We start from the raw sequence: 26780 nt of genomic DNA, 5'->3' as shown, positions 1-26780 counted from the left end.
CCGTTTAGCGAGATGCGCCTTAGCGGTAAGGCGCGTCGAGTTCCAGATTCTTGGCGATCTGCCGTTCCCAGCGGTCGCCGTTATCGAGCAGGCGTTGCTTGTCGTAGAGCAGCTCTTCGCGTGTCTCGACGGCGAACTCCGAGTTCGGCCCTTCCACGATGGCGTCCACCGGGCAGGCCTCCTGGCACAGGCCGCAGTAGATGCATTTGACCATATCGATGTCGTAGCGGGTCGTGCGACGGCTGCCGTCGGCGCGCGGCTCGGCCTCGATGGTGATGGCCTGGGCGGGGCAGATGGCTTCGCACAGCTTGCAGGCGATGCAGCGTTCCTCGCCGTTCGCATAGCGACGCAGCGCGTGCTCGCCACGGAAGCGCGGCGACTGCGGATTGCGCTCGAACGGATAGTTCACCGTCATCTTGGGACGGGCCATATATTTCAGCGACAGACCGATGGCGCCGATGACATCCAGCATCATCGCGCCCTTGGTCGCCTGGACGATACGGGTGAACATCAGGGCTTATCCTTGGGGGCGGGCGTCGTCTGGGGTGCGGTCTGGCTGGCGCGCCAGTCCTGTTCGATGCGGTCCTGGCGTTGCTGCCATTGATAGCTCGACTCGGGCATGCGCGACGGGTCGGGCGCGCAGGCGGCGGTCATCGCCACAAGACCGAGGCCGATGATAGGGCTGCGCATCACGCCCCCACCACGAAGACGCGCCAAGCGGAAACGATCACGACCGCGACCAGCGACGTCGGCAGGAAGATCTTCCAGCCCAGACGCATCAGTTGGTCATAGCGATAGCGCGGCACGAAGGCCTTCACCATCGAGATCATGATGAACCAGAAGACCGTCTTGGCCATGAAGGTCAGCAGATAGATCGTGTAGGCGATCCAGGCCGGCAGCCCATCCATCCAGGCCTGCGGCACGCCGGGGTTCCAGCCACCGAAGAACAGCAGGCTGATCATCGCCGACATGAAGACGATGTTGACGTACTCGCCCATCATGAACAGCAGATACGGCGTGGAGCTGTATTCGACCTGATAACCGGCGACCAGTTCGGACTCGGCCTCGGGCAGGTCGAACGGAGGACGGTTGGTCTCGGCCAAGGCAGAGATGAAGAAGATGATCGACATCGGGAACAGGATCACGACCAGCGGCCAGGTGTCCGCGCCCCCGCCGAAACCGTACCAGTTCCAGAACATGCCCTTCTGGCTGTCGACGATGGCCGACAGGTTCATGGTGCCGGCCAGCAGGATCACATTGATGATGATCAGGCCCAGCGAGACTTCATAGGACACCATCTGCGCCGCCGAACGCAACGAGCCCAGGAACGGATACTTCGAGTTCGAAGCCCAGCCGCCCATGATGATGCCGTAAACGCCCAGCGACGACACGGCGAAGATGTACAGGATGCCGACGTTCAGGTCCGACACCACCCAACCGGGCGCGAACGGAATGACCGCCCAGGCCATGAAGGCCAGGATCACGGTGATGATCGGGGCGATGATGAAGACCGCCTTGTCCGCGCCGGCCGGGATCACGACCTCCTTCAGCACGAACTTGATCATGTCCGCGAAGGATTGAAGCAGACCGAAGGGGCCGACGACGTTCGGACCCTTGCGCATCTGCACGCCGGCCCAGACCTTACGGTCGGCCAGCAGCAGGAAGGCGACGGCGATCAGCACGCCGACGGTGATCAGCAGGACCTGACCGACCGTGATCAGCGTCCAGCCCAGAGGCGTGGCCCAGAAGGAAACGGGGTCCATGGCTTACTCCGCCGCCATTGCGACCGGCTGGGTCCGCAGGGCGGACAGCTCGGCCATCGTCGCGCTGGCGCGCGCTATCGGATTGGAAAGATAAGGGTCGGTCACGGCCGAGACGAAGGCGCGGTCGCCCAGATCGCCCTTAGCGCCCAGGGCCGCCACGTCGAACGTCGCCGGCGCGGGCAGATAATCGATCCGGCCGAAGGTCGGATGATCGCCCATGAGCTTGGCGCGCAGTTGCTCCAGCGTGTCGTAAGGCAGGGTCTTGTCAACGCGCGCCGACAGGGCGCGGATGATGGCCCAGTCTTCCTTGGCCTCGCCCTTGGGGAAGACGACGCGTTCGGCCATCTGCACCCGGCCCTCGGTGTTGACGTACAGGCCGGCCTTCTCGGTATAGGCCGCACCCGGCAGGATCACGTCCGCGCCGTGCGCGCCGCGGTCGCCGTGGCTGCCCAGATAGACGCGGAAGGCGTTCGAACCGGTCGGATCGACCTCGTCCGCGCCCAACAGGAACAGCACGTCCAGAGCATCCGGTTTCAGCATCTCAAAGACCGTCAGGCCGCCGTCAGCCGGCACGAAGCCCATGTCCAGACCGGCCACGCGCGACGCGGCGTGGTGCAGGACGTTGAAGCCGTTCCAACCGTCGGCGACCACGCCGACCTTCTTGGCCAGGGCGCCGAGTGCGTTCAGGACGGACGGACCGCCCTCCCCGACCAGCGCGCCGGAGCCGACGATGATCGCCGGACGCTCGGCCTTGGTCAGGAAGTCCAGCGCCGACTTCGGCAGCTTGGCCAGGGTCTGCGTGCCTGCGCCCAGATAGGCGTAATCGAACGTCAGGTCCGCCTGTTCGCCGATCAGACCGATCTGCATGTCGCCCTTCAGCCAGGCCTTGCGAAGGCGGGCGTTCAGCAGCGGCGCCTCCGTGCGCGGATTGGCGCCGACGATCAGAACGGCGTCAGCCTTTTCAATGCCTTCCAGGCCGGAGTTGAACAGCCATCCCTCACGTGGGCCATACCCAACGGCGGCGCCGTCCTGGCGGCAGTCGGTATTGTTCGAGCCGAGCGCGCGGAACAGATCCAGCGTCGCCTTCATCGACTCGGCGTCCTGCAGATCGCCGGCGATCACGCCGATGCGGTCGGCCGGTGCGGCCTTCAGCTTGGCGGCGACGGCGTCCAGCGCCTCGTTCCACGAGGCGGCGCGCAGCTTGCCATTCTCACGGATCCACGGACGGTCCAGACGACGCGCGGTCAGGCCGTCGACGACGTAGCGGCTCTTGTCCGACAGCCACTCCTCGTTGATGCCCTCATTGACGCGCGGCAGCACGCGCATGACCTCGGACCCGCGGTAGTCGGCGCGGATGTTCGAGCCCAGGGCGTCCATGACGTCGATAGTCTCGGTCTTCTTCAGTTCCCACGGACGATAGTGGTACTGCCACGGACGGTGCGTCAGGGCGCCGACAGGGCACAGGTCGTTGACGTTGCCCGACAGTTCCGAGGCGACCGACTTCTCCAGATAGGTCGTGATTTCGGCGTCCTCGCCGCGCGAAATCATGCCGATGTCCGGCACGCCGGCGACTTCGGTGATAAAGCGGACGCAGCGCGTGCACTGAATGCAGCGCGTCATGAAGGTCTTGATGGTCGGACCCATCGCCTTTTCTTCAACCGCGCGCTTGTTCTCCGAATAGCGCGAGCCGTCGCGGCCGTAGCCGACCGACTGGTCCTGCAGGTCGCACTCGCCGCCCTGGTCGCAGATCGGGCAATCCAGCGGGTGGTTGATGAGCAGGAACTCCATCACCCCTTCGCGGGCCTTCTTGACCATCGGCGTGTCGGTGAAAATTTCCTGGCCGTCGGCGGCCGGAAGCGCGCACGAGGCCTGCGGCTTCGGCGGTCCAGGCTTCACCTCGACTAGGCACATGCGGCAGTTGCCGGCGATGGACAGGCGCTCGTGATAGCAGAAGCGCGGAATCTCTTGTCCGGCGCGTTCGGCGACCTGGAGCACGGTCATGCCGGACTCGAACTCGGTTTCGACGCCGTTGACCTTGGCGATAGGCATCAGCGGGCCTCTTGCTTGGCGGCGGGAGCCGCCATTTGTACATCCACGGACATCCGCTGACCGTCGCGGAACAGGCCCGCGCCGTCGGCTTCCGCCCGGCATTCGAATTCCAGCCTGCCGCCATCGACCGGCGCGCGCCACGACACCTGGGCCGTGCGTTCGCCGGTGGCGGTGAAGACGACGGCGTCGCCTTCCTGGCCATACATGCGGTTCACCATGTCGCGGCAGGCCGCTTCGAGGTTCGCCGGAGCCGCCGCCGTCGCGACAGGAGCCACTTCAGCAGGAGCCGCCGTCGCGGGCGCGGTCGACGCTTCAGGCGCAGCCTTTTCCCCCTCGCCGCAAGCGGCGAGGATCGGAAGCGTCAGCAACAGGGCGACGGCGAGGCGCATCTCTACTCCGCCGCGATCGCGTGGCCGGCGAAGTTCGCACGGCGGCTGCGATAGTTGGCGATCCGGTCTTCGATCTCGTGACGGAAGTGACGGATCAGGCCCTGAACCGGCCAGGCGGCGGCGTCGCCCAGGGCGCAGATGGTGTGCCCCTCGACCTGTCCGGCGACGTCCAGCAGCAGGTCGATTTCCGACGGATCGGCCTCACCCACGGCCATCCGCTCCAGCACGCGCCACATCCAGCCGGTGCCTTCACGGCACGGCGTGCACTGGCCGCAGCTCTCGTGCTTGAAGAAATAGCTGATGCGGGCGATCGCCTTCACGATATCGGTCGACTCGTCCATCACCGTCACGCCGGCGGTGCCCAGCGACGAGCGAACCTCGCGCATGGAATCGAAGTCCATCAGGACCGTCTCGGCCTGTTCGCGCGTGATCACCGGGCAGGACGCACCGCCGGGGATGATGGCCTTCAGATTGCTCCAGCCGCCACGCACGCCGCCGCCGTGATCCTCGATCAGCTGACGCAGCGGGATCGACATGGCCTCTTCGACCACGCAGGGCGTGTTCACGTGGCCGGACAGGGACATCAGCTTGGTGCCGGTGTTGTTCGGACGGCCGAAGCTGGCGAACCAGTCGGCGCCGCGACGCAGGATCGTGCCGACGACGGCGATCGACTCGACGTTGTTCACCGTGGTCGGGCAGCCGTACAGGCCCGCGCCGGCCGGGAACGGCGGCTTCAGACGCGGTTGACCCTTCTTGCCTTCCAGCGATTCCAGCAGGGCCGTCTCTTCGCCGCAGATGTAGGCGCCGGCGCCGTGGTGGATGTAGACGTGGAAGTCCCAGCCGTGGACGTTGCCTTCGCCGATCAGCCTGGCCTCATAGGCCTGCTTGACGGCGGCTTCCATCCGCTCGCGCTCCAGCACATATTCGCCGCGCAGATAGATGTAGCAGGCGTGGGCCTGCATCGCGAAGCTGGCGATCAGGGCGCCTTCGATCAGCAGGTGCGGATCATGGCGCATGATCTCGCGGTCCTTGCAGGTCGCGGGCTCGGATTCGTCGGCGTTGATGACCAGGTAGTGAGGACGATCCTTCACTTCCTTGGGCATGAACGACCACTTCAGGCCCGTCGAGAAGCCGGCGCCGCCACGGCCGCGCAGACCCGAGGCCTTGACGTTGTTGATGATCCAGTCGCGGCCAAGCTCCAGCATGTCCTTGGTGGCGTTCCAGGCGCCGCGGTTCTTCGCCCCGTCCAGCGTCCAGTCGTGGAAGCCGTACAGGTTTGTGAAGATGCGATCCTTGTCTTCGAGAATGCCGACCATGGCCCTCAGAGTCCTTCCGCCAGACGGCGCTTGTGGTGGCGCGTGCGCATCCAGATGGCCGCGATGACCATCACCCAGCCCGCCGCCAGCATGAAGTAGGAGAGATTGACCGCCCACGGTCCGACTGCGCCCTGACGCGAGATCAGGATCAGAACGGCCGCGCCGACGACCATGGCCAGGCCGCCCGCGCGCAGCGGACGCCCGACGTTGCGCAGTTCCTTGCGGTAGGCTGCGCGGCCCTCTTCGGTGTTCAGATCCGGCGACGACATCAGGCCGGCGCCTTCTCGACCGGCGCGGGGTCGCTGTTCGGCAGCTTCTTGATCGGCTTGGCGGCCGAGCCGTCATAAAGCGTCGCATCGAGCAGGGTCTTCGGCCCGCCTTCCGGCGCCGCATTGGTGCGACCGATGTAGGAGCCCCGCTCGGGCGTCTTGCCGGCGGCGAAGTCGTCGATGATCCGGCCGATCGTCTCGGGCGTCAGGTCCTCGAAATAATAGTCGTTGATCTGGGCCATCGGCGCGTTGGAGCAGGCGCCCAGGCACTCGACTTCCTGCCAGGTGAAGCGGCCGTCGGCGGACAGATGATCCTTGGGACCGATCTTCTCCTTGCAGACGCGCATCAGCTCATTGGCGCCGCGCAGCATGCACGGCGTGGTGCCGCAAACCTGGATCAGCGCCGTCTTGCCGACCGGCTCCAGCATGAACATGGTGTAGAAGGTCGCGACCTCCAGCACCCGGATATAGGCCATGTCCAGCAGTTCGGCGATCGCGCGGATGGCGGGTTCGGACACCCAGCCTTCCTGCTTCTGCACCAGCCACAGGATCGGGATCACCGCCGACTGACGACGGCCTTCCGGATACTTCTTGATCCACCATTCGGCCTTGGCCATCGTATCGGCCGAGAAGGCGAACGAGGCCGGCTGTTCCTTGGCGAGACGACGAACGCTCATCGGTCCACTTCTCCGAAAACGATGTCGAGCGAGCCCAGGATGGCGGACACGTCGGCCAGCTGGTGGCCGCGGTTCATCCAGTCCATCGCCTGCAGCGAGCGGAAGCCCGGCGCCGAGATCTTCACGCGATAGGGTTTGTTGGTGCCGTCCGACACCAGATAGATGCCGAACTCGCCCTTGGGCGCCTCGACAGAGGCATAGACCTCGCCCTCGGGCGTCTTGAAGCCTTCGGTGTAGAGCTTGAAGTGGTGGATCAGCGACTCCATCGAGCGCTTCATCTCGCCACGGCGCGGCGGGACGATCTTGTTGTCCTCGACCATCACCGGCTCGCCGGGGCAGTTGCGCAGCTTGTGGATGCACTGCTCCATGATCCGCACCGACTGCTTCATCTCCTCGATGCGCACCAGATAGCGGTCCCAGCAGTCGCCGTTCTTGCCGACGACCACGTCGAAGTCGAGCTCGGCATAGCACTCATAGGGCTGCGACTTGCGCAGGTCCCAGGCGATGTTCGAGCCGCGCAGCATCACGCCGCTGAAGCCCCATTCCAGGGCTTCCTGCTTGGACACCACGCCGATGTCGACGTTGCGCTGTTTGAAGATGCGGTTCTCGGTGACCAGGCTTTCGATGTCTTTCAGCGCCGGCGGGAACTCGTGGCACCAGCGGCCGATGTCGTCGATCAGGTCCATCGGCAGGTCCTGGTGGACGCCGCCGGGACGGAAGTAGTTGGCGTGCAGACGGGCGCCGCAGGCGCGCTCGTAGAACACCATCAGCTTTTCGCGTTCCTCGAAGCCCCAGAGCGGCGGCGTCAGGGCGCCGACGTCCATGGCCTGGGTCGTCACGTTCAGCATGTGCGACAGGATGCGGCCGATCTCCGAGTAAAGGACGCGGATCAGCTGCGCCCGGTACGGAACCTCGATGCCCAGCAGCTTCTCGATGGCCAGGCAGAAGGCGTGCTCCTGGTTCATCGGCGAGACGTAGTCCAACCGGTCCAGATACGGCACGTTCTGAAGGTAGGTGCGCGCCTCCATCAGCTTTTCGGTGCCGCGGTGCAGCAGGCCGATGTGCGGATCGACGCGCTCGACGATCTCGCCGTCCAGCTCCAGCACCAGGCGCAGCACGCCGTGCGCGGCCGGGTGTTGCGGACCGAAGTTGATGGTGAACTTGCGGTCTTCCATCTCGCGCGCGTGCGCGGTGCGGGTGTCGAGATCGTCCTCGAACACATCGACGCCTAGCGGCGGCAGAGTGGGGTTTCCGTCAGCCATTACGCCTGGCCTCCCGCCTTCTCGTCGCCGGGCAGGACCGGCGCGGGGTATTCAGCGCCCTCCCAGGGCGACAGGAAATCGAAGGTGCGGAACTCTTGGGTCAGCTTGACCGGCTCATAGACCACGCGGCGCTGTTCCTCGTCGTAGCGGACCTCGACATAGCCCGTCATCGGGAAGTCCTTGCGCAGCGGATGGCCTTCGAAACCATAGTCCGTCAGCAGGCGACGCATGTCCGGATGGCCCGAGAACAGCATGCCGTACATGTCGTAGGCTTCACGCTCGAACCAGTTGGCGGCCGGATAGGCCGAGATGACCGAAGGCACCGGCTGGGTCTCGTCGGTCGAGACCTTGACCCGCAGGCGCGCGTTCCTCGTCATCGACAGCAGGTGATAGACCACCTCGAACCGCTCCTTGCGATCCGGATAGTCCACGCCGCACAGATCGAGCAGCTGCTGGAAGCCGAACTGATCGCGCAGCGTCGTCAGCACCTCGACGATCCGCTCGCGCGGCGCGACCAGCGTCAGTTCGCCGAACGCCACCTGGGCCTCGACGCCCAGGGCGCCGACCATCTCGGCGCCCAGAGGCGTCAGGGCGGCTTCGTGTTGCGCTTGAACAGCCAGAGAGGTCATCGGTCGATGGTCCCCGTGCGACGGATCTTCTTCTGCAGTTGCAGCAGGCCGTACAGCAGCGCCTCGGCCGTCGGCGGGCAGCCGGGCACATAGACGTCGACCGGCACCACGCGGTCGCAACCGCGTACGACGCTATAACTATAGTGGTAGTAGCCGCCGCCGTTTGCGCAGCTGCCCATCGACACGACATAGCGCGGATCGGGCATCTGGTCGTAGACCTTGCGGATGGCCGGGGCCATCTTGTTGGTCAGGGTGCCGGCGACGATCATCAGGTCCGACTGGCGCGGGCTGGCGCGCGGCGCCATGCCGAAGCGCTCGACATCGAAGCGCGGCATCGACATCTGGATCATCTCGACGGCGCAGCAGGCCAGGCCGAACGTCATCCACATCAGAGAACCCGTGCGGGCCCAGTTGATGACGTCGTCGGCGGCGGCGACCAGATAGCCGCGCTCGCCGAGCTCCATGTTCACGGCCTCGAAGAACTTGTCGTGGACCTTGGGATCATAACCCTCGACGGTCGAACGCGCGCCGGCGCCGGCCGGAACCAGCGGCGCGCCCGATGCGGACACCAGGCCCGCGGGCTTGGAAGCGGCGACTACTCCCATTCCAGGGCTCCCTTCTTCCATTCGTAGATGAAGCCGATGGTCAGCACGCCCAGGAAGACCATCATCGACCAGAAGGCGAACACCATGCCGGCGTGCGACAGATCGAACATCGACACCGCCCACGGGAAGAGGAAGGCGACTTCCAGATCGAAGATGATGAACAGGATCGACACCAGATAGAAGCGGATGTCGAACTTCATCCGGGCATCGTCGAAGGCATTGAAGCCGCACTCATAGGCCGACAGCTTCTCGCTATCGGGGCTTTTCGGCGCCAGCAGCAGCGGCAGCACGATGAAAAGAATGCCGATGAAGGCGGCTACGCCGGCGAAGACCAGGACCGGAAGATATTCGAGAAGGAATGCGTTCATTCGAAGAACCTCGTCCGCCGGGGAGAGGCGGGATTCGGCGCTTCTTAGACCCAAGACCGCCGCCGTTCAAACCCCTGCGACCATTGGATTTTCATTGAGAATGGCTCGCAACTTTGCGCGCCATATGTCGCAGGGCCGACGCTTGCGCGGCGCAGGGCTGCAAAGGCCTATTGGCGGGCCGATCGCGTAACCGAAAGTCATCCGAATGAGCCTAGCCAGCCGCGCCCTGAACGCTGTCGAACGGATCGGCAATCGGCTGCCCGATCCCGTCTTCCTATTCCTGTGGCTGATCGGCGGTCTGATTGTCCTCAGCATGGTCGGCGCCGGCCTGGGCTGGTCTGCCGTTAATCCGGTCACCGGCGATCAACTGGTCGCCAAGAGCCTGCTGTCGGCCGAGAATCTGGAACAGTTGATCATCGGCATGCCGCGCACCCTGGCGGACTTCCCGCCCCTCGGCATCGTCATCACCATCATCTATGGCGCTTCGGTCGCCGAACGCACCGGGATGTTCGCGACCGCCATTCGCGGCGCCCTGCTGAACGCCCCGCGTTCCATACTGACGCCCGTCGTCGTGATCACCGGCATGGTGTCCCATCACGCGTCGGACGCCTCCTATGTCGTGGTCATCCCGCTGGCGGCCGTCATCTTCGCCGCAGCGGGCCGACATCCGTTGGCGGGTCTGGCCGCAGGCTTCGCCGCCGTGTCGGGCGGATACGCCGGCAACCTGTTCCCCGGCGCCAGCGACGCCCTGATCCTGGGCATCACCGAGCCGGCCGCCCGCCTGATCGATCCGTCCTATTCCGTGAACATCGCGGGCAACTGGTTCTTCATCGTCGGCGTCGTCTTCGTCTTCACCCCCATCGTCTGGTTTCTGACCGACCGGGTGATCGAGCCGCGCCTCGGCGTCTGGAAGCCGTCAGAGGGGGTCGCCGCCCCGAACGCCTCGGAAAAACAGCCCCTGACCGCCTCCGAAAAGCGCGGCCTGAAGTTCGCCGGCCTGGCGCTTCTGGGCATGATCGCGCTCTGGGCCCTGCTGACCTTCATACCGGGCTCGCCGTTCGTCGATCCCGAGGTGAACCCGGAGCAGAAGTTCAATCCGCTCTACAAGTCCCTGGTCGCCTTCTTCGCCATCACCTTCTTCGTCACCGGCGGGGCCTATGGGGCCGGAGCCGGCACGATCCAGTCGCACCGCGACATGGTCACGATGATGCGCGACGGCATCGCCCAGTTGGCGCCCTATATCGTGCTGGCCTTCTTCGCCGCGCACTTCGTGGCCATGTTCAACTGGTCGGGGCTGGGGCCGATCCTGGCGGTCAATGCGGCGGCGGGTCTGAAGACCCTGGCCCTGCCCGCCCCTCTGCTGCTGATCTGCGTGGTCTTCGTCTCGTGCTTCTTCGATCTGTTCATCGGTTCGGCCTCGGCCAAGTGGTCAGCCCTGGCGCCCATCGTGGTGCCGATGTTCATGCTGCTGGGCATTTCGCCCGAGATGACGACCGCCGCCTATCGCATGGGTGATTCCGTCACCAACATCGCCACGCCGTTGATGAGCTACTTCCCGCTGATCCTGACCTTCGCCCAGCGCTGGGATCCGCGATTCGGCCTTGGTTCCTTGATGGCGACGATGCTCCCCTATGCCGGGGCCTTCCTGGTCGCCGGTCTGGCCATGGTGGCGGCCTGGGTCGCCTTCGACCTGCCGCTGGGGCCGGGCGTCGGCGTCCACTATGAGCCGCCGCCTCCCGCCGTGGCGGCCCATGAGCCTGCAGACGGCGGCGTAGCGGGCCCGCACAGCCCGCCCCAGGCGGCGATCGTCACACCGTCCACAGCCCCGTCGCGTTGAGGGGCGCGTTTCTCCGAAAAGGTCGCTTGACGCGATGTGTCAGCCCGCCTAAACGACGCCCCTCGCCGGGGCGCACAGCCGCTTCGGCCGGGAAACGCGGGTGTAGCTCAGTTGGTTAGAGTGCCGGCCTGTCACGCCGGAGGTCGCGGGTTCGAGCCCCGTCACTCGCGCCACTCTTTCTAGAAATAGAAGAGTGGCGCACACCGCCTTCCCAAAAAGCTTTCGAAACAGCTCAAAAGTTTCGACCTGATACGCGGGTGTAGCTCAGTTGGTTAGAGTGCCGGCCTGTCACGCCGGAGGTCGCGGGTTCGAGCCCCGTCACTCGCGCCACTTCTTTTCAAGACATCGATAAAAGAAGTGGCGCGTTCCCGTTTTCGCAAAACGCGCCATTCGAACGGATCAAAGCCCTGGCCGCCTCAGTGCAGCGGCAGTGCCATATCCGGGTTCACGAACGCCGCTTCGCCCGTCAGCTCCCCATAGACCATGCACAGATCCTCGAAGACGCGATTCCAGGCGAACTGGCTGACCGCCTTTTCGCGCGCCGCCCGGCCGATCGCTTCGATATCGCGCGCGAACAGGGCCTCGACCGCCTGGGCGTAATCGTCGGCGTCCGCGCTGGCGGCCAGTTGCCCCACGCTCTCGTCAACCGTCTCGGCGACGCCGCCCGCATTGACCCCGACCACGGGGCGACCGCAGGCCATGGCCTCCAGCACGATCAGCCCGAACGGCTCCTTGTCATTGGCGTGAACGAAGGCGTCGCAGCTGGCGATGATCTTGGCGACCGCCTTGGGATCGCTTTCATAGGGCATGGAGATGACGCGATCTTCTTCCGGCATCCCCGCACCAGCCCCGACCAGCACCAGATGATAGGGCGCGCCCAGCTTCTGGACCGCCTCGATCAGCACATCGACGTTCTTCTCTTTGGCCGGACGACCGGCGAAACACAGCAGCCGCGCGTCATCGCCCAGACCCAGCTGTTTCAGCAGCCACTGCCGGTCACGACGGTCCGGACGGAAGGTGTCGATCTCCACACCCAGAGGCCGGATGACGATGTTGTTCACACCGGCCTCTTCCAGGCGCCGCGCGATAAAGCGACTGGGCGACACGACCCGATCAAACTGTGAAAACAGCTTCGCCCAGCGCTTCTCCACCGGCTTTTTGGCCCATTCGCCAAAGTGCAGCGCCGCCAGCCCGGCCGGATCGGAGTGGCAGAAACCGACGACCGGGCAGCCGACCCGCTGCCCGGCCTCCAAAGCCCCCTGCCCCGGTGTGTAAGGATCTCCGGCCTCGATGATCGACGGCTTCATCGCCGCGACCCAGGCGCTCCAGCGTTTCACCGAACTGGGCCAACGATAGCCGTCGCCGAACGGCAGCTTGGTCGCCCGAAGTTGCACGATGCCGTCGGCTCTCGCCTTGTGACGCGCGCCGGGCACGATCAGCGAGTGACTGACTCCCGGCCGATTGGCCTCGATCCACGCCTTCTTGGACAGGATATAGCGCTTCACCCCGCCCGAGCGCGGCGCATAGAGCATTGTGGTGTCCACCAGGCGGGGCCGCTCGTCCATCGCCGCCGCCTTTAAGGCCCGCAGCGTATCGGCGACTTCCACGTCCAGCCCCGGAATCAGTCGGAGTTCGCTTTCCTGGACGTCGAGGTCTGTCATGCTCATGGAGTGTTCTCGCCTGGTCTGGGCTGTCGAACGCCGGAGGGGTTCGATGGATGCGTCCACGGGACGCGGCCTCTGGACCGTCCGACGCCCGTAGACCCCGGCGCGGCAAAGCTCAAGTGCGTGCCGTCGCGATTTCCTCCGCATTCGGTCTCTGAGGCATCCACGAGCGAACGCGGGTCGCCTTACAGGATCGCCTCAGGAGCAGCACGGCCTTGCATTCGCCTCAAATTCGATAAACTTGGAACGCTGGCGCGGACCCTGCTAAGGGGTCTCCCGTAACGTGACGCGTGACCACCAGGGGTTTCTACCGAATGCGTATTTTGCTCGCGACCGCCGTGGCGATCGCCCCCTTGATGGTCGCCACCGGATCCCAGGCCGAGATCGTCATCTCGAACGCCCGGACCACGCCGATCCAGACGTCCAATGCGACGGGCACGGCCGCCGACAACATTCGCATCGCCAGCGGCGGCAGCGTCGCCGTCGCCTCGGGCGCGGCGGTGACCCTGAACAGCAACAACACGGTCGATCTGGACAGCGGCGGCTCGATCACGATGGACAAGTCGGCCGACGGCTCGACGGGTCTTCTGGTCAACGGCGGCAACACCGGTTCGGTGATCGTCGGCGGCTCCATCACTGTCAACGACACGCTGGAAACAGCGGACATAAAAGACACTGACGGCGACGGCGATCTTGACGGCCCGTTCGCCACCGGAACCGGCCGCTACGGCGTGCGGGTCACCGGCGCCTCGCCCTTCACCGGCAACATCCTGGTCGAGGGCACGGGCGCGATCGCGGTCGAGGGCAACAATTCCTACGGCCTGTCCGTCGAATCCGCCCTGAACGGCAAGCTTCAGAGCCTGGGAACGGTCCGTGTGACCGGCAACGACAGCGCCGCCATTCGCACCACGGGACCGATTTCCGGCAATGTCGATCTCGCCGGCTCCATCTCGGCGCTGGGCGCCAACGCATCGGGCGTCTCCGTCGAAGGCGATGTCGGCGGCGCGCTGAAAATCCACTCCACCGTGGTCGTTACCGGCTACCGCTACACGACCCCGCCGCCCGTGCGTCCGACGACCGGCACGTTCGATAATGCTACAACCGTGTTCCTCGACGAACTGGACGATGACGACAAACTGCAAGGGGGACCGGCCGTGCGCGTCGGCGCCAATGTCGCCGGCGGCGTGCTGCTGGACAAAGCGCTCGCCTATTCTGAGGCCGGCATCGAGGGCGACGACGACAAGGACGGCGTAAAGAACGGCGATGAGGACGATGACGGCGACGGCGTCAAGAACCGTGACGATACGGACCGGGACGGCGACGGCATCCCGGATGCAAGCGAAACCAATGCATCGATCACCTCTCTCGGCAGCGCGCCGGCTCTTTTGATCGGTTCGACGACCAACACCGTAACTTTAGGCGCTGTAGGTACAGGTGATGCGGCGTACGGTCTGATCAACCGAGGCTCAATCATTGCATCGGGCCTCTACTCCGGATTTGATTCTCGCGCTGTGCAGTTGGGCGTGGCGGGCGGCCAGACCGTAAATGTGGCTGGAGGTGTGCGAAACGAGGGCGGCATATCGTCAACTGCCCTGAATGCCAACGCCACGGGTATAGCGATCGGGTCCGGTGTGACAGCACCCGCGATTTATAACTCCGGCTCTATCCAGGCCGCGGCATCGGGTAGTAGTGCTCAAGCCGCCACTGGTATCCTAATCAGCACAGGCGCCAACGTCGCATCGTTAACGAATACCGGAAATCTCGTTGCAGCGTTTAGTGGCAACCAAGGGTCAGCGACCGTCATTCGCGATCAGTCCGGTTCGCTCACTCAGTTGAATAACGCTGGTTCGATTCTCGGCTCTCTCACCGCGACTAACACGGAGACGCCAGTTGATGGGACAGTGACCGCACTCGACCTGTCAGCAAATACGACCGGCGTCACCCTGCGGCAGTACGGCATTCCCGCCGCTGCCGGCAGCACAGCGACGGACACGGACGGCGACGGGGTGCCAGACGCCAACGAACCGGCCATCGTCGGCGCGATCAAGCTCGGCTCGGGCGCCGACACGCTCAATATTGAGAACGGCGTCGTCAACGGCGACATCGATTTCGGCGCCGGCGCCGACCGGCTGAACATCAGCGGCGGCGCGGTCGTGACCGGCGCCATCGCCAACAGCGACGGCCTGCTGGACATCAATGTATCTAAGGGCACCCTGGCCGCGACCCAGACCGGCGCCACGGCGATCTCCAACCTGAACATCGGCGCCGAAGGGACATTGCTGGTCAATCTTGACCCCGCCAACGACCGCGCCGGCGGCTTCAACGTCAGCGGCAATGCGACCCTGGCGACAGGCTCCACCCTGGGCGTCCGCTTCTCGTCGCTGATCGATCAGCCCGAGCGGTTCAACGTCATCACGGCCGGCACGCTGAATGTGGGTCAGATCAACCAGACCCTTCTGTCGGACAACTCGCCTTATCTGTACGTCGTGCAGGGCGGCGTGGCCGGCAACACCGTCTATGTCGACGCGCGTCGCCGTACGGCCTCCGAGGCCGGTCTGATCCCGGTCGAGGCGTCCGCCTACGACGCCGTCTATGGCGCGCTGGGGTCCAATGAGGCCCTGCGCAACCTGTTCCTGTCGCAGACGTCGCGCGACGGCTTCATTGACGCCTACGAGCAGATGCTGCCCGACCACTCCGGCGGACCGCTGATGTCGCTGTCGGCCGGCGTGGACGCGGTCACCCGCGCGCTGACCGGGCGCAACGCCGCCGCTGCGCCGGGTGAAACCAGCGCCTGGGTGCAGGAGATCAACTTCTACGCCGACAAGGACAAGACCGACTCCTACGGTTTCCGGTCCGAAGGCTTCGGCGTCGCCGGCGGCGTCGAAAAGGGCACCAGCCTGGGCGCCGTCGGCATCTCGGCCGCCTTCACCTCGTCCGACATCAAGGATCCCGAGGCCGAGGCCGAAGAGGTCCTGTCCGCGAACCTGCTGGAACTGGGCCTGTATTGGCGCGCTCAGGGTCAGTACTGGACGACCTGGGCCCGTGCGGCGGGGGGCTACGCCTCCTTCAGCGCCGATCGCTCGCTGGTCGCCACCGGCGTCTATCTGAACAACAAGTCCGACTGGCACGGCTGGACGGCGGCGGTCGCCGGCGGCGCCTCGTATGAGCGCAACTTCGGCCGTCTGAACATCCGCCCCGAAATCTACGGCGAGTATTTCAGCCTGTCGGAAGGCTCGCGCAGCGAGAAGGGCGGCGGCGACGGCTTCGATCTCGACATCGATTCGCGCGACAGCCACATCTTCTCGGCGGTGGCGGCGATGAACGTCGGCTATGGCTTCGGCCGCAACGGCTGGATCCGTCCGGAACTGCGCGTCGGCTATCGTCAGAACATCTCGGTCGACGCCGGCGAAACCATCGCGCGCTTCGCCAGCGGCGGCCCGGACTTCATCCTGTCGCCGGACGCCATCGAAGGCGGTGGGCCGATCCTGGGCTTCCGCCTGAACTTTGGCAACGAACTGGGCATGCTGTCGCTGACCGGCGACGCCGAGCTGCTGGAAGATTACGTCCGTTACTCGCTACTGCTGCGGGCCAGCTTCCGCTTCTGATCGCAGCCCGATCCAGACAAACGAAAGGCCGCCGGAGCGATCCGGCGGCCTTTTTGTTTGGTAGGCGGCGACGGGTTCGAACCGCCGACCCTCTCGGTGTAAACGAGATGCTCTGACCAGCTGAGCTAGCCGCCCCCAAGGGCAGAGACGGGCTTATGCCCGTCGCGCCTCAACCGTTCAAGGCGCTTTTCAAACCTTCGCCCGGGCGAAAGCGCGCGGTGCGCGACGCCGGACGCGCGACGGCCGCGCCGGTCTGCGGATTGCGCGCAACCCCAGCCTTGCGGTCTACGGCGACGAAACTGCCGAAACCGATCAGCTTCACATCCGCGCCGCGCGTCAGCGACTCGGTCACGCCGTCGGTAAACGCTTCCAGCGCCGTCTTGGCCTGGTCGCGGCTGATGTTCGCCGCGCTGGCCATCCGGCCGATCAGTTCCGCCTTGGTCATCCGTCCCCCTCCAGAACGAATCACTAAAGGACAGATCGGCGGTTGCGTCAAAAACGAAAACGCCGCCGGTGGGGTCACCGGCGGCGCTCGCTGTTCAACTCGGCGTTAGTGGCTGACCGCCGCCACCGGTCCTTCCGGAGCGGCGACCGGGGCCGGCAGAGGTTCGGCCGCCTCGTCCCACTCCACCGGCGTCAGCGTGCCGACAAGAGCCCACTTCAGCGCCTCGTCCGCCGTGGAGATCGGCACGATCTCCAGCGCCGACTTCACATTGTCCGGCACGTCGGCGAGATCCTTCTCGTTCTCCTGCGGGATCAGCACGGTCTTGACGCCGGAGCGCAGGGCCGCGAGCAGCTTCTCCTTCAGGCCGCCGATAGCAGTGACCCGGCCGCGCAGGGTGATCTCGCCGGTCATGGCGATATCCTTGCGGATCGGAATGCCGGTCAGAACCGAGACCATCGCCACGGTCATGGCCACGCCGGCGGACGGGCCATCCTTGGGCGTCGCGCCGTCCGGCACGTGGACGTGGATGTCGGTCTTCTCGAACACCGGCGGCTTGACGCCGAAGGCCAGAGCACGCGAGCGGACATAGGAGGCGGCGGCGGAGATCGACTCCTTCATCACGTCCTTCAGATTGCCGGTCACGGTCATGCGCCCGCGGCCCGGCATCTTGATCGCCTCGATGGTCAGGATGTCGCCGCCGAACTCGGTCCAGGCCAGACCGGTGACGATGCCGACCTGATCCTCCTCATCCGTCTCGCCGTACCGGAACTTCTTCACGCCCGCATAGTCGGCCAGCTTGGCCTCATCGACCGTGATCGACTTGGCGCCCGTCTTGGCCATTTCGCGCACGGCCTTGCGCGCCAGACCGCCCAGAGCCCGCTCCAGCGAACGCACGCCGGCCTCGCGGGTGTAATAGCGGATCAGATCGCGGATCGTGTCTTCCGGCACGATCAGCTCGCCGTCTTTCAGACCGTGGTCAGCCAGCTGCTTGGGCAGGACGTGGCGCTTGGCGATCTCGACCTTTTCATCCTCGGTGTAGCCAGACACCCGAATGATCTCCATCCGGTCCATCAGCGGCTGCGGCATGTTCAGGCTGTTCGCGGTCGTCACGAACATCACCTGGGACAGGTCGTAGTCCACCTCCAGATAGTGGTCGCCGAAGGTCGAGTTCTGGGCCGGGTCCAGCACCTCAAGCAGGGCCGACGACGGATCGCCGCGCCAGTCCGATCCCAGCTTGTCGATCTCGTCCAGCAGGACGAAGGCGTTGGTGGTCTTGGCCTTCTTCATCGACTGGATGATCTTGCCGGGCATGGAGCCGATGTAAGTCCGGCGGTGACCCCGGATCTCGCTCTCGTCGCGCACGCCGCCCAGCGACATGCGGACGTATTCACGGCCCGTCGCCTTGGCGATGGACTTGGCCAGCGAGGTCTTGCCGACGCCGGGAGGGCCGACCAGGCACAGGATCGGACCCTTCAGGCTGCCGGTGCGGGCCTGGACCGCCAGATACTCGATGATCCGTTCCTTGACCTTCTCCAGGCCGAAGTGATCCTCTTCCAGGATGTCCTCGGCCTTGGCCAGATCGATCGGCTTCTGCTTGGCCTTGCCCCAGGGCACGGACAGCAGCCAGTCGAGATAGTTGCGCACGACCGTCGATTCGGCCGACATCGGGCTCATGTTGCGCAGCTTCTTGACCTCGGCCTCGGCCTTGGTCCGCGCTTCCTTGGACAGGCGCGTCTTTCGGATGCGCTTCTCCAGATCCATGATCTCGTCGCGCGCGTCGTCGGTCTCGCCCAGCTCGCGCTGGATCGCCTTCATCTGCTCGTTCAGATAATATTCGCGCTGGGTCTTCTCCATTTGGCGCTTCACGCGCGAGCGGATCTTCTTCTCGACCTGAAGGACGGAGATTTCGCCCTCCATCAGCCCATAGACCTTCTCCAGCCGCTTGGGCACGTCGAAGGTTTCCAGCAGGCCCTGCTTGTCGGCGATCTTGACCGACAGATGAGCGGCGACCGAGTCCGCCAGCTTGGAGGCGTCCGTGATCTGGGGGATGGAGCTGAGCGCCTCGGGCGGGACCTTCTTGTTCAGCTTCACATAGTTTTCGAACTGCTCGACCACGGCGCGCAGCATGGCCTCGGCCTGCGAGGCGTCGCCGGCTTCGTCCTCGATCTCGACGGCCTCGGCCTCGAAATACTCCTCACGGTCGGTGAAGCGGGTCAAGCGCGCGCGGCCCTTGCCCTCCACCAGCACCTTCACCGTGCCGTCGGGCAGTTTCAGCAGTTGAAGCACGCTCGCCAGCACGCCGATGGGATAGATGGCGTCCGGCGACGGATCGTCGTCGACGCTGTTCTTCTGGGTCGCCAGCAGAATCTGCTTTTCGCCCTTCATGATCTCGTCCAGCGCCTTCACCGACTTCTCGCGTCCGACGAAGAGCGGCACGACCATGTGCGGGAAGACGACGATGTCTCTCAGCGGCAGGACGGGCAGGATTTTTGGTTCAGTCATGATGCGTACTCCTGGGCCATTGATCATCTCCGGCCCGCCGCCAGGGTCCGCCGGGCAAGAGGCCCGACCGGCGCATGACGGCCCGTCGATTCCGACGGCGTTCGGATGAGTATGTGGTTTGAAAGACCCGCGGTTCAAGCGTGACCGCCGAACGGCCCACATCTGCGTGGCCACAAGGCCTTCCGATCGCGCCGCTTTAGGTCCGCATTACGCCCGGCGGCGCTTTCGACATGGCCGCTTTACGGGGATCGGGCGTCTTCTGCCGCTCCAAGGAGATGACCATGAGCCGTTCCCACCTGCTGGCCGAGACCCTGAAACGTCCCGTCCCGGCGCCGACAACCCTTCAGATGGCGATGACCTTCATCGGCGCCCTGTTCGGCGCCCCGATCCGCAAGGGCCGCGCGCGATGATGCAGGGCCATGTCGAGGGCGGCGTGACCCGCGCCACCCCTCCCCGACGCTATCGGGTCGTGCCTCGCGCCAGCGGTTGGGCCGTGGCGGTCAACAACGCCTGCACTCGCCCCCTGCCCGATCGCATCTCGGCCGAACGTCTCGCCGCCCGACTTCAGGCCGAGGCCGACCGCCTGAACCGCGACCAACATCGCCAAACCCAATGATTACTACCCTAGCCTCGCCACCCGCCTTCGAAGTCCTGACCATCCAACCTGTCGGCGATCGCTGGCGCATTACCTCAAGCGACGGCCTGTTCGAAGGCGTCTTCACCGACGCCAAAAGCGCCGTCCGTTGCGCCAAGGCCGAGGCCGACGCCCATCCGGGCCATGTCCTGATGCTGGCCGAACCCGCGTGATCGCCCCAAGTCAAGAAAAAGGCCGGAGCGAGATCGCTCCGGCCTTGGTCATTTCAGCGTTTGTCGCCGGTTCAGGCGGCGCCGTCGGCCTTTTTCTTGGAGGCTTCCGAGTAGATCAGCAGAGGCTGGGCCTTGCCGTCGATGACCTCGGCGTTGACGACGACCTCTTCGACGCCTTCGAAGGTCGGCAGTTCAAACATGGTCTCCAGCAGGATGCCTTCCAGGATCGAGCGCAGGCCGCGCGCGCCGGTCTTGCGGGTGATGGCTTTCTTGGCGACGGCGATCAGCGCGTCGTCGGTGAAGGTCAGTTCGACATTCTCCATCTCGAACAGACGCTTGTACTGTTTGACCAAGGCGTTCTTCGGCTCGGTCAGAATGGTGACGAGCGCCGTCTCATCCAGGTCTTCCAGCGTCGCCAGAACAGGCAGGCGGCCGATGAATTCGGGGATCAGGCCGAACCGCATCAGATCGTCAGGCTCGACACCCTTCAGGATATCGCCCGTGCGGCGTTCGTCGATCTCCTTGACCTTGGCGCCGAAGCCGATCGACGCGCCGGATCCACGCGCCGAAATCACCTTTTCCAGGCCGGCGAAGGCGCCGCCGACGATGAACAGGATGTTGGCGGTGTCCACCTGCAGGAACTCCTGCTGCGGATGCTTGCGGCCGCCCTGCGGCGGCACGGAGGCGACGGTGCCTTCCATGATCTTCAGCAGGGCCTGCTGCACGCCTTCGCCCGACACGTCGCGGGTGATCGACGGGTTGTCCGACTTGCGCGAAATCTTGTCGATCTCGTCGATGTAGACGATGCCGCGCTGGGCCCGCTCGACGTTGTAGTCGGACGCCTGGAGCAGCTTCAGGATGATGTTCTCGACATCCTCACCCACGTAACCGGCTTCGGTCAGGGTCGTGGCGTCGGCCATGGTGAAGGGCACATCGATGATGCGCGCCAGCGTCTGGGCCAGCAGCGTCTTGCCCGAGCCCGTCGGCCCGATCAGCATGATGTTCGACTTGGCCAGTTCGACGTCGTTGTTCTTCGTCGCGTGATTCAGGCGCTTGTAGTGATTGTGGACGGCGACCGAGAGCACCTTCTTGGCGTGCGCCTGGCCGATGACATAGTCGTCCAGCACGTCGCGGATTTCCTTGGGCGTGGGCACGCCGTCGGTCGTCTTCTTGAAGCCGATCTTGTGCTCTTCGCGGATGATGTCCATGCACAGTTCGACGCATTCATCGCAGATGAAGACGGTCGGGCCCGCGATGAGCTTGCGGACCTCGTGCTGGCTCTTTCCGCAGAACGAGCAGTAGAGGGTGCTTTTGGCGTCGGTGCCGGCTGCTTTGGTCATAGACCCTTATCTCACTCCCGCGGGGCGGACCGAAATGGCCCGAAACGCGCTTCCCTCACATTGATTCCAGCACTCTGGATGCGAAGGTCTTCAAAAAATGACAATCACCCATCACACGTTCCGGAACAACCCCGAAGGCGGCAGGGGATTGTTGCAGTGCGTGGATGGATCAGTGTCGACGGGGATCAAGGCGAATGTCTGACATGGGTATTGTGCAGGATTTACGCCAGTCCACGGCAAATGGACGTGTCATCGTCGCTTTCGATTTCGATGGCACGCTGACGATTCGCGACAGCTTCACCGAGTTCCTGCGCTGGCGCGCTGGTCCGGGCGCCTGGGCGCTGGGACTGGTCAAGCTGGCTCCGGCGCTGGCCGCCTACGCCAAGGATCGCGACCGGGGACGGATTAAGGCGGCCTCCGTCAGGGAGTTCCTGCTTGGCGTGAACTGCCAGACGCTGGAAGCGGAAGCCGCAGCCTTCGCCGAAGAGATCTGGCCCCGCTTCATGCGCCCCGATGCGCTTGAGGTTTGGAACGACTGGGGCCGACGCGGCGCGCATCGCGTCATCGTGACCGCGTCGCCCACGACGACCGTCGCGCCATTCGCCCGAAAGCTGGGGGCCGAGGCCCTGCTGGGCACCGAGTTCGTCTTCGACGCCGATGACCGGATAACCGGCGACTTCGCCGGTCCGAATTGTCGGGGTCAGGAAAAGGTGCGGCGGCTGAAGGCGGCCTATGGCGAAGACATGACCCTGACGGCCGCCTATGGCGACACCTCGGGCGATACCGAAATGCTGGCGATGGCCCAGCAGCCAGGTTTTCGGGTCTTCCGTCAGAAGCCCTGACGTTCAGTTCCCGTCGGCGTCCACGTCGAACACCATCGCCTTGCCGCGTGACGTGGGGTCCCAACCCGCCTCGATCGCCGAGGCGACGGCGGTGCGGACAGCGTCGACATTGACGCGCTGCTTTTCCACGTCCGGCCGGCCGTTGGGCCGAAGCGGCGGCGGAAACTGGACGATGGCTTCGCGCTTGAAGTCCGCGTGGCGAAGGGAAACGGCCATGCCCTCCCAGACGTTGCCGCCCTTGGGCTGAGGTTGGCGACGAAGCTCCCAGACGTAGCTTTCGCCATCGACATCGACCGTGCCGCTTTGATCTCGTGTGAACTGCATGGCCGTTCCGATAGCACAAAATGAAAAGGGCGCGCCGCAACGGGCGCGCCCTTTCGTCTCTCGACAGCGGTCTTAGTTGCCAGGCGTCTTTACGCCGTCGGCGTCGGCCTGTTCGCGGCGATCATAGACGTGGTCCACGATGCCCCAAGCCTTGGCTTCCTCGGCCGACATGAAGTGGTCGCGGTCCAGCGTCTTTTCGACCTCCTCATACGTGCGGCCGGTGTGATGGACGTAGATCTCGTTCAGACGACGCTTGGTGTAGCGGATGTCGGCGGCGTGCAATTCGATGTCCGACGCCTGGCCGCGGAAACCGCCCGAGGGCTGGTGCACCATGACCCGCGCATTCGGCAGGGCGATGCGCTGGCCAGCGGCGCCCGCCGTCAGGATCAGCGAACCGGCCGAGGCCGCCATGCCCATCACCACGGTCGAAACCGGACTCTTGATGTATTGCATGGTGTCGTAGATCGCGAGCGCCGAGGTCACCTGACCGCCGGGGCTGTTGATATACATGCTGATTTCCTTCTTCGGATTCTCCGATTCAAGGAACAGCAGCTGGGCGCAGATCAGCGACGCCATACCGTCCTCGAACGGTCCCGTCAGGAAGATGATCCGCTCGCGCAGCAGACGCGAGAAGATGTCGAAGGAGCGCTCGCCGCGGCTGGATTGCTCCACCACCATCGGCACAAGGTTCATGTTCATCAGTTCGATCGGATCGCGCATTTAGCCTTCTCGGATGCAGTGGCGACGATTCAGCGTCGTCAGCCGGTTATGCTGCATATCGCGTTCGATGACACCCTGCGCAAGACGCCCGGCTCATTCGGTCTGTGCGTCTTGCTGGTTCGCCGCTGCACGACGGCCTTTTTGCAGCCGTTCCGCCACGGCGGCCTCCTGTGCAGCGGCGGATGCGCGATCAGGCTCCGCTTCATAAAGAGCTTGCAGATAGGCGCGATCCCAGTCCGTGAGGCCGGTCACGTTCTGGGAATCACCGAATAAATTCAGCACCGTGGGCTGATCGGAGTAGTCGGCGCGGGGATCGACCTGGGCCAGGACGACCATCGCGGCGTAGTCCATCAAAGCTGGCAAAAGCACGCCACTGGCCTTCGTCATATCAATGACGACGGTCGCAGAGTTCAGGTCGTAACGCAGTGGCGACCTCATGCGGCTGACGGTCCGCGATCCAATCGAGGGCGGCTCTCCACCTGCGACACGGGCCGCCAGTTGGCCCGTATCTGCGGATACGGGCAGGGAAATATGCCACCATCGCACTGGTGCATCACTCGTTTTGAACCGCTCCAGCGCCGCCAAACCCATGTTTGTGTTGTCGATTGGAGGACGGAAGCGACGACGCCAACCTTCCACCAGCGCAGATGCGACACTGGGACCATCCTCCGTGGCGATGATGAGCACATTGGCGGTGCAGCCAGGCTCACCCACTCGAATTTCAAGGTCGTGAGCGACTTCGCCGATGCGATCGGCAAGCATCTGACCGTAGGGCGCCTTCAATCCTGCGACGCTGACGCACAGCGGCGTATTCCATCGTCCAAGCCGCGCACCGGCAGGCGCGGTCGCGACCCGCTGGACAAACTGGCGCGCAGCCTGCCGCCGCGACTGCCCCTCGACCGTGATCTCCTCCAGATCTGTCAGGGGCGGCTGTCCCGGATCCTGCGCCTGCTACGCCTGCGCGCCTGCGGTGATGAGGGCGGCCAGAGCGACAGCGGAAAAAGACATTGACGGCATACCTGAAAAGCAAAATGGGCCCGCACTGCGGACCCATTCGACTTACAACTCAGACACCACAACCGCCAGTTACGGTCGTGTAATCGAGCGAAAAATCAGCCCTCGTCTTCTTCCTTCAGCAACTCTTCCTTCGTGATCGGCTTGTCGGTCACGTCGGCGACGCCCACGATCAGGTCGACGACCTTCTCTTCGTAGATGGGCGCGCGCATCTGGGCGGCGGCGTTGGGGTTCTGGCGGTAGAAGTTCAGGACGGCCTGTTCCTGGCCCGGATAGTTGCGCGCTTCCTGCAGGATGGCGGCGTTCAGCTCCTGGTCGGTCACCTGGACGTTGTTGGCGCGACCGATCTCGGCCAGCACCAGGCCCAGACGCACGCGGCGTTCGGCGATCTTGCGGTATTCGGCCTTCAGGTCCTCGTCCGACTTGGCGGCGTCTTCTTCCGGCAGACGACCAGCGGTCTTGTCAGCTTCGACCTGCTGCCAGATGCCGTCGAACTCGGCGTCCACCATCTTCGGCGGCAGCGGGAAGTCGTGGGCCTCGTCCAGTTGGTCCAGCAGAGCGCGCTTCAGCTTGAAACGGGCGGCGCTGGCGTACTGCTGGTCCAGGTTGGACTTCAGCAGTTCCTTCAGCTTGTCCAGCGACTCCAGACCGATGCGGGTGGCGAAATCGTCGTCGATCTTGGATTCGGCTTCCGCCTTGATGGCCTTCACCTTGATGTCGAAGGTGGCCTTCTTGCCGGCCAGATGGGCGGCTTGATAGTTCTCGGGGAAGGTGACCTCGATGGTCTTCTCCTCGCCGACCTTGGCGCCCGTCAGTTGCTCTTCGAAACCGGGGATGAAGCGGCCCGAGCCGATCACCAGGTCCGCGTCCTCGGCGGCGCCGCCTTCGAAGGGCTCGCCGTCCAGCTTGCCCAGGAAGTCGATCGTCAGCTGGTCGCCCTCGGCGGCCTTGACGGTCTTGCCCTTCTTGTCTTCGTAGGTCTTGGCCTGACCGGCCAGTTCCGTCAGGGCCTCGTCCAGATCGGCGTCCGACGCTTCATAGGTCGGGCGTTCCAGCTTCAGGGTCTTGGGATCGACCGGCTCGAAGTCCGGCATGATTTCCAGCGACATTTCGTAGGCCAGGTCTTCTTGACCGGCGATGACCTTGTCCATGTCCGACGTCAGCTTCATCTCGGCCGGCGCGGCCGGGCGGATCTTGGCTTCGTCGAGGGCCTTCTGGCTGGTTTCGTTCAGCTCGGCGTTGATGATCTCGCCCATGAACTCACGGCCGAAGGTCTTCTTGACGTGGGCGACCGGCACCTTGCCCGGACGGAAGCCCTTCAGCTTCACCTGCGGGGCGACTTCCTTGACGCGGGCTTCGAGCTTTTCGTTCAGCTCCGCGACGGGAATGGTGACCGCGATCACGCGGCTGAGGCCTTCGTTCGACTTTTCGACGACTTGCATGGTCGGGATTCTGACGCTCTGGGGCGCATGAGCCATCGAGACGGCCGGCGCGGAATGGATAAAGCAAGAAGGCCGCCCCGTGTGGAGCGGCGCCTCGAAGCCCGCCCTTATGTCGAGAAGGGCCCGAAAGGTCAACGCGGGCGTGGTCAGAGCCGGTGGTTTCGCGGCCTTTGCGTGGCTATGTTGACCAAATGAGCCAACCCGCCTCCCCCATCGGCGTCTTCGTCACGCCCGTCACCCCGCTTCAACAGAACTGCACGACCGTCTGGTGCACCGCCACCAACAAGGCCGCCGTGATCGATCCCGGCGGTTCGGTCGACGTAGTCCTGGGTGAGGTCACGCGGCGCGGCCTGACGCTGGATCAGATCTGGATCACCCACGGCCATCTGGATCACGCGGGCGGTGCAGCCGAAATGCAGGAAAAAACCGGCGTCCAGATCACCGGCCCTCAGAAGGCCGACCAGTTCTGGATCGACCGAATCGTGGAAAGCGGCCGGATGTACGGCCTGCCCGACGCCCGCCCCTTCACGCCCGACCGCTGGCTGGAAGATGGCGACACCGTCACGCTGGGCGAAACGACCTGGGACGTGCGTCACTGCCCCGGCCATACGCCCGGGCACGTCATCTTTTTCAATCGCGCAGCGCGATTCGCTCAAGTCGGCGACGTTCTGTTCAAGGGTTCGGTCGGCCGCACCGACTTCCCGATGAGCGACCCGCCCGCCTTGATCCGCTCGGTGATCGAAAAGCTCTGGCCGCTTGGCGACGACGTCACCTTTGTGCCCGGCCACGGGCCGATCTCCACCTTTGGCGAAGAGCGACGGAACAATCCGTTCGTGTCTGACGCCGCAATGCGACAGGCCCCGATCCAGCGTGCGCCGTCGGGGCCTGCCTGAGCCTGCTGATCGTGTGGC

At 64.7% G+C, this 26780-nt stretch carries 28 protein-coding genes and 3 tRNA genes; 10 read left to right on the top strand and 21 right to left on the bottom strand.

Going from position 1 to position 26780, the window contains the following annotated elements; genetic code table 11:
• Positions 1–19: 19 nt before the first annotated feature.
• From nuoI to Q9R14_RS04885, 12 genes are all read right to left on the bottom strand, one after another.
• The gene (gene nuoI, locus Q9R14_RS04940; RefSeq protein WP_017503987.1) at positions 20–511 is read right to left on the bottom strand and encodes an NADH-quinone oxidoreductase subunit NuoI; all 492 of its coding nucleotides are present in this window, start codon (positions 509–511) and stop codon (positions 20–22) included.
• Positions 511–690: a hypothetical protein gene (locus tag Q9R14_RS04935; protein ID WP_306003675.1), complete on the bottom strand. Its 180-nt coding sequence runs from the start codon at positions 688–690 to the stop codon at positions 511–513. The genes nuoI and Q9R14_RS04935 overlap by 1 nt, the downstream gene beginning before the upstream one ends.
• Positions 690–1763 carry an NADH-quinone oxidoreductase subunit NuoH gene (gene nuoH / locus Q9R14_RS04930; RefSeq protein ID WP_165116609.1) on the bottom strand — a complete coding sequence of 358 codons (1074 nt, stop codon included), beginning with the start codon at positions 1761–1763 and terminating at the stop codon, positions 690–692. The genes Q9R14_RS04935 and nuoH overlap by 1 nt, the downstream gene beginning before the upstream one ends.
• Positions 1764–1766: 3 nt before the next feature.
• Positions 1767–3812, bottom strand: a complete 2046-nt coding sequence (nuoG, locus tag Q9R14_RS04925) for an NADH-quinone oxidoreductase subunit NuoG (protein ID WP_306003674.1) — start codon at positions 3810–3812, stop codon at positions 1767–1769.
• On the bottom strand, positions 3812–4201 hold the full coding sequence (locus tag Q9R14_RS04920) for a hypothetical protein (RefSeq protein ID WP_306003673.1): 390 nt from the start codon (positions 4199–4201) through the stop codon (positions 3812–3814). The genes nuoG and Q9R14_RS04920 overlap by 1 nt, the downstream gene beginning before the upstream one ends.
• A 2-nt stretch (positions 4202–4203) precedes the next feature.
• Positions 4204–5517 carry an NADH-quinone oxidoreductase subunit NuoF gene (gene nuoF / locus Q9R14_RS04915; protein ID WP_306003672.1) on the bottom strand — a complete coding sequence of 438 codons (1314 nt, stop codon included), beginning with the start codon at positions 5515–5517 and terminating at the stop codon, positions 4204–4206.
• A gap of 5 nt (positions 5518–5522) precedes the next feature.
• Positions 5523–5786, bottom strand: a complete 264-nt coding sequence (locus Q9R14_RS04910) for a hypothetical protein (RefSeq protein ID WP_306003671.1) — start codon at positions 5784–5786, stop codon at positions 5523–5525.
• Entirely contained in the window at positions 5786–6463 is a 678-nt protein-coding gene (gene nuoE, locus Q9R14_RS04905; RefSeq protein ID WP_306003670.1) for an NADH-quinone oxidoreductase subunit NuoE, read from the bottom strand. The genes Q9R14_RS04910 and nuoE overlap by 1 nt, the downstream gene beginning before the upstream one ends.
• Positions 6460–7638 carry an NADH-quinone oxidoreductase subunit D gene (locus tag Q9R14_RS04900; RefSeq protein WP_271043052.1) on the bottom strand — a complete coding sequence of 393 codons (1179 nt, stop codon included), beginning with the start codon at positions 7636–7638 and terminating at the stop codon, positions 6460–6462. The genes nuoE and Q9R14_RS04900 overlap by 4 nt, the downstream gene beginning before the upstream one ends.
• 86 nt (positions 7639–7724) lie before the next feature.
• Complete coding sequence (locus tag Q9R14_RS04895; protein ID WP_017503997.1) at positions 7725–8354, bottom strand: NADH-quinone oxidoreductase subunit C; 630 nt, start codon at positions 8352–8354, stop codon at positions 7725–7727.
• On the bottom strand, positions 8351–8980 hold the full coding sequence (locus Q9R14_RS04890; protein ID WP_087119131.1) for an NADH-quinone oxidoreductase subunit B family protein: 630 nt from the start codon (positions 8978–8980) through the stop codon (positions 8351–8353). The genes Q9R14_RS04895 and Q9R14_RS04890 overlap by 4 nt, the downstream gene beginning before the upstream one ends.
• Positions 8950–9327 (bottom strand): NADH-quinone oxidoreductase subunit A, encoded by a 378-nt coding sequence (locus tag Q9R14_RS04885; RefSeq protein ID WP_017503999.1) that lies wholly within the window; start codon positions 9325–9327, stop codon positions 8950–8952. Before Q9R14_RS04885 ends, Q9R14_RS04890 begins: the two co-directional genes overlap by 31 nt.
• A gap of 205 nt (positions 9328–9532) precedes the next feature.
• Between Q9R14_RS04885 and Q9R14_RS04880 the strand changes: the two genes are divergently transcribed.
• The 3 genes from Q9R14_RS04880 to Q9R14_RS04870 all read left to right on the top strand — a co-directional run bounded on the left by Q9R14_RS04880 (position 9533) and on the right by Q9R14_RS04870 (position 11494).
• A complete protein-coding gene (locus Q9R14_RS04880; protein ID WP_306003669.1) occupies positions 9533–11164 on the top strand; it encodes an AbgT family transporter in 1632 nt (543 codons plus the stop codon).
• Positions 11165–11260: 96 nt separating this feature from the next.
• A tRNA-Asp gene (locus Q9R14_RS04875) sits at positions 11261–11337 on the top strand.
• Between the two features lie 80 nt (positions 11338–11417).
• A tRNA-Asp gene (locus tag Q9R14_RS04870) sits at positions 11418–11494 on the top strand.
• Between the two features lie 86 nt (positions 11495–11580).
• Here Q9R14_RS04870 and Q9R14_RS04865 read toward each other — a convergent pair.
• Positions 11581–12831: a glycosyltransferase gene (locus Q9R14_RS04865; RefSeq protein ID WP_306003668.1), complete on the bottom strand. Its 1251-nt coding sequence runs from the start codon at positions 12829–12831 to the stop codon at positions 11581–11583.
• A gap of 311 nt (positions 12832–13142) precedes the next feature.
• On the opposite strand from Q9R14_RS04865, the gene Q9R14_RS04860 reads away from it, so the two are divergent.
• Positions 13143–16433 (top strand): autotransporter outer membrane beta-barrel domain-containing protein, encoded by a 3291-nt coding sequence (locus Q9R14_RS04860; RefSeq protein WP_306003667.1) that lies wholly within the window; start codon positions 13143–13145, stop codon positions 16431–16433.
• A gap of 58 nt (positions 16434–16491) precedes the next feature.
• Here the strand turns inward: Q9R14_RS04860 and Q9R14_RS04855 are convergent.
• The 3 genes from Q9R14_RS04855 to lon all read right to left on the bottom strand — a co-directional run bounded on the left by Q9R14_RS04855 (position 16492) and on the right by lon (position 19380).
• Positions 16492–16568, bottom strand: a tRNA-Val gene (locus Q9R14_RS04855).
• A gap of 34 nt (positions 16569–16602) precedes the next feature.
• Complete coding sequence (locus Q9R14_RS04850; RefSeq protein WP_017504003.1) at positions 16603–16878, bottom strand: HU family DNA-binding protein; 276 nt, start codon at positions 16876–16878, stop codon at positions 16603–16605.
• Between the two features lie 105 nt (positions 16879–16983).
• Positions 16984–19380: an endopeptidase La gene (gene lon, locus Q9R14_RS04845; protein WP_306003666.1), complete on the bottom strand. Its 2397-nt coding sequence runs from the start codon at positions 19378–19380 to the stop codon at positions 16984–16986.
• 281 nt (positions 19381–19661) lie between these two features.
• Between lon and Q9R14_RS04840 the strand changes: the two genes are divergently transcribed.
• From Q9R14_RS04840 to Q9R14_RS04830, 3 genes are read left to right on the top strand one after another with little or no spacing between them, the layout of a single operon-like run.
• On the top strand, positions 19662–19790 hold the full coding sequence (locus Q9R14_RS04840) for a hypothetical protein (RefSeq protein ID WP_255520708.1): 129 nt from the start codon (positions 19662–19664) through the stop codon (positions 19788–19790).
• Complete coding sequence (locus Q9R14_RS04835) at positions 19787–19996, top strand: hypothetical protein (protein ID WP_306003665.1); 210 nt, start codon at positions 19787–19789, stop codon at positions 19994–19996. The genes Q9R14_RS04840 and Q9R14_RS04835 overlap by 4 nt, the downstream gene beginning before the upstream one ends.
• The gene (locus Q9R14_RS04830; protein WP_306003664.1) at positions 19993–20187 is read left to right on the top strand and encodes a hypothetical protein; all 195 of its coding nucleotides are present in this window, start codon (positions 19993–19995) and stop codon (positions 20185–20187) included. Before Q9R14_RS04835 ends, Q9R14_RS04830 begins: the two co-directional genes overlap by 4 nt.
• 71 nt (positions 20188–20258) lie before the next feature.
• Here Q9R14_RS04830 and clpX read toward each other — a convergent pair whose 3' ends face one another.
• On the bottom strand, positions 20259–21527 hold the full coding sequence (clpX, locus tag Q9R14_RS04825) for an ATP-dependent Clp protease ATP-binding subunit ClpX (protein WP_039243616.1): 1269 nt from the start codon (positions 21525–21527) through the stop codon (positions 20259–20261).
• A 194-nt stretch (positions 21528–21721) separates the two neighbouring features.
• Here clpX and Q9R14_RS04820 point away from each other — a divergent pair, with 194 nt between their 5' ends.
• The gene (locus tag Q9R14_RS04820; protein WP_306003663.1) at positions 21722–22369 is read left to right on the top strand and encodes an HAD-IB family hydrolase; all 648 of its coding nucleotides are present in this window, start codon (positions 21722–21724) and stop codon (positions 22367–22369) included.
• 3 nt (positions 22370–22372) lie between these two features.
• Here the strand turns inward: Q9R14_RS04820 and Q9R14_RS04815 are convergent, their stop codons facing one another.
• The 3 genes from Q9R14_RS04815 to Q9R14_RS04805 form a co-directional block, all read right to left on the bottom strand.
• Entirely contained in the window at positions 22373–22693 is a 321-nt protein-coding gene (locus tag Q9R14_RS04815; RefSeq protein ID WP_045811236.1) for a hypothetical protein, read from the bottom strand.
• A 72-nt stretch (positions 22694–22765) separates the two neighbouring features.
• Positions 22766–23413, bottom strand: coding sequence for an ATP-dependent Clp protease proteolytic subunit (locus Q9R14_RS04810; RefSeq protein WP_017506180.1), 648 nt, complete (start codon positions 23411–23413; stop codon positions 22766–22768).
• Positions 23414–23506: 93 nt separating this feature from the next.
• The gene (locus tag Q9R14_RS04805; RefSeq protein WP_306003662.1) at positions 23507–24175 is read right to left on the bottom strand and encodes a hypothetical protein; all 669 of its coding nucleotides are present in this window, start codon (positions 24173–24175) and stop codon (positions 23507–23509) included.
• Here Q9R14_RS04805 and Q9R14_RS04800 point away from each other — a divergent pair.
• The gene (locus tag Q9R14_RS04800; RefSeq protein ID WP_306003661.1) at positions 24143–24424 is read left to right on the top strand and encodes a hypothetical protein; all 282 of its coding nucleotides are present in this window, start codon (positions 24143–24145) and stop codon (positions 24422–24424) included. The two genes, Q9R14_RS04805 and Q9R14_RS04800, sit on opposite strands and share 33 nt — an antisense overlap.
• Positions 24425–24525: 101 nt before the next feature.
• Here the strand turns inward: Q9R14_RS04800 and tig are convergent, their stop codons facing one another.
• Positions 24526–25869, bottom strand: a complete 1344-nt coding sequence (gene tig, locus Q9R14_RS04795) for a trigger factor (RefSeq protein ID WP_306003660.1) — start codon at positions 25867–25869, stop codon at positions 24526–24528.
• Between the two features lie 191 nt (positions 25870–26060).
• Here tig and Q9R14_RS04790 point away from each other — a divergent pair, with 191 nt between their 5' ends.
• A complete protein-coding gene (locus tag Q9R14_RS04790) occupies positions 26061–26762 on the top strand; it encodes an MBL fold metallo-hydrolase (protein ID WP_306003659.1) in 702 nt (233 codons plus the stop codon).
• The last annotated feature ends 18 nt before the right edge of the window (positions 26763–26780 follow it).

This window comes from Brevundimonas sp. C43 (assembly GCF_030732185.1).
In the GTDB taxonomy this organism is placed as follows: Bacteria; Pseudomonadota; Alphaproteobacteria; order Caulobacterales; family Caulobacteraceae; genus Brevundimonas; species Brevundimonas diminuta_C.
Note: the sequence above shows the minus strand (reverse complement) of the source record. Positions and strands in the feature narration are given on the sequence as shown.

Excerpts from the sequence above, each read along its gene's own strand:
- Q9R14_RS04815 (WP_045811236.1), bottom strand. The coding sequence starts at position 22,693 with ATGCAGTTCACACGAGATCAAAGCGGCACGGTCGATGTCGATGGCGAA.
- lon (WP_306003666.1), bottom strand. The coding sequence starts at position 19,380 with ATGACTGAACCAAAAATCCTGCCCGTCCTGCCGCTGAGAGACATCGTC.
- Q9R14_RS04805 (WP_306003662.1), bottom strand. The coding sequence starts at position 24,175 with ATGCTTGCCGATCGCATCGGCGAAGTCGCTCACGACCTTGAAATTCGA.
- Q9R14_RS04865 (WP_306003668.1), bottom strand. The coding sequence starts at position 12,831 with ATGAGCATGACAGACCTCGACGTCCAGGAAAGCGAACTCCGACTGATT.
- nuoF (WP_306003672.1), bottom strand. The coding sequence starts at position 5,517 with ATGGTCGGCATTCTCGAAGACAAGGATCGCATCTTCACAAACCTGTAC.
- Q9R14_RS04880 (WP_306003669.1), top strand. The coding sequence starts at position 9,533 with ATGAGCCTAGCCAGCCGCGCCCTGAACGCTGTCGAACGGATCGGCAAT.
- Q9R14_RS04900 (WP_271043052.1), bottom strand. The coding sequence starts at position 7,638 with ATGGAAGACCGCAAGTTCACCATCAACTTCGGTCCGCAACACCCGGCC.
- Q9R14_RS04810 (WP_017506180.1), bottom strand. The coding sequence starts at position 23,413 with ATGCGCGATCCGATCGAACTGATGAACATGAACCTTGTGCCGATGGTG.
- tig (WP_306003660.1), bottom strand. The coding sequence starts at position 25,869 with ATGCAAGTCGTCGAAAAGTCGAACGAAGGCCTCAGCCGCGTGATCGCG.
- nuoI (WP_017503987.1), bottom strand. The coding sequence starts at position 511 with ATGTTCACCCGTATCGTCCAGGCGACCAAGGGCGCGATGATGCTGGAT.
- Q9R14_RS04835 (WP_306003665.1), top strand. The coding sequence starts at position 19,787 with ATGATGCAGGGCCATGTCGAGGGCGGCGTGACCCGCGCCACCCCTCCC.
- Q9R14_RS04830 (WP_306003664.1), top strand. The coding sequence starts at position 19,993 with ATGATTACTACCCTAGCCTCGCCACCCGCCTTCGAAGTCCTGACCATC.
- Q9R14_RS04820 (WP_306003663.1), top strand. The coding sequence starts at position 21,722 with ATGTCTGACATGGGTATTGTGCAGGATTTACGCCAGTCCACGGCAAAT.
- Q9R14_RS04910 (WP_306003671.1), bottom strand. The coding sequence starts at position 5,786 with ATGTCGTCGCCGGATCTGAACACCGAAGAGGGCCGCGCAGCCTACCGC.
- Q9R14_RS04885 (WP_017503999.1), bottom strand. The coding sequence starts at position 9,327 with ATGAACGCATTCCTTCTCGAATATCTTCCGGTCCTGGTCTTCGCCGGC.
- Q9R14_RS04850 (WP_017504003.1), bottom strand. The coding sequence starts at position 16,878 with ATGACCAAGGCGGAACTGATCGGCCGGATGGCCAGCGCGGCGAACATC.
- Q9R14_RS04840 (WP_255520708.1), top strand. The coding sequence starts at position 19,662 with ATGAGCCGTTCCCACCTGCTGGCCGAGACCCTGAAACGTCCCGTCCCG.
- Q9R14_RS04920 (WP_306003673.1), bottom strand. The coding sequence starts at position 4,201 with ATGCGCCTCGCCGTCGCCCTGTTGCTGACGCTTCCGATCCTCGCCGCT.
- Q9R14_RS04890 (WP_087119131.1), bottom strand. The coding sequence starts at position 8,980 with ATGGAAGAAGGGAGCCCTGGAATGGGAGTAGTCGCCGCTTCCAAGCCC.
- Q9R14_RS04790 (WP_306003659.1), top strand. The coding sequence starts at position 26,061 with ATGAGCCAACCCGCCTCCCCCATCGGCGTCTTCGTCACGCCCGTCACC.
- Q9R14_RS04860 (WP_306003667.1), top strand. The coding sequence starts at position 13,143 with ATGCGTATTTTGCTCGCGACCGCCGTGGCGATCGCCCCCTTGATGGTC.
- nuoG (WP_306003674.1), bottom strand. The coding sequence starts at position 3,812 with ATGCCTATCGCCAAGGTCAACGGCGTCGAAACCGAGTTCGAGTCCGGC.
- Q9R14_RS04935 (WP_306003675.1), bottom strand. The coding sequence starts at position 690 with ATGCGCAGCCCTATCATCGGCCTCGGTCTTGTGGCGATGACCGCCGCC.
- nuoE (WP_306003670.1), bottom strand. The coding sequence starts at position 6,463 with ATGAGCGTTCGTCGTCTCGCCAAGGAACAGCCGGCCTCGTTCGCCTTC.
- nuoH (WP_165116609.1), bottom strand. The coding sequence starts at position 1,763 with ATGGACCCCGTTTCCTTCTGGGCCACGCCTCTGGGCTGGACGCTGATC.
- Q9R14_RS04895 (WP_017503997.1), bottom strand. The coding sequence starts at position 8,354 with ATGACCTCTCTGGCTGTTCAAGCGCAACACGAAGCCGCCCTGACGCCT.
- clpX (WP_039243616.1), bottom strand. The coding sequence starts at position 21,527 with ATGACCAAAGCAGCCGGCACCGACGCCAAAAGCACCCTCTACTGCTCG.